1 protein-coding gene is annotated in these 274 nt (G+C 42.0%); it reads right to left on the bottom strand.

The features are described from left to right. Window positions 1-274, bottom strand: a 274-nt coding sequence (locus R2R70_RS20230) for a threonine/serine exporter family protein (RefSeq protein WP_410978934.1), incomplete at both ends; no start/stop codon positions are given.

Here is a 274-nt window from a genome sequence, read left to right as displayed (position 1 = left end):
CTACACGTTTAGAGCGCATAGACCACAATACAAACATATACACCACAAGGGTGAGTAACGCAGACCAAATTACATCGGTCCAACTGGTGCCCATAAGCATTGCAAATGCGCCGCCCGAGGTTGCAAATGCAATACCTGTCGTTAATTTATTGTAAGGGTTAGGGGCATCAAAAATTATATCTAGCTGTTGGTCTACTTCGTGAAGAGACAATTCTTCATTAAGCATTTTATTTACAAGGTCGTCGGTATCGGCAAGTGATCCTAAATCATGATC

Source organism: Cobetia sp. SIMBA_158, assembly GCF_046566945.1.
Lineage (GTDB): Bacteria > Pseudomonadota > Gammaproteobacteria > Pseudomonadales > Halomonadaceae > Cobetia > Cobetia amphilecti.
This window is presented reverse-complemented; position numbering and strand designations above follow the sequence as displayed.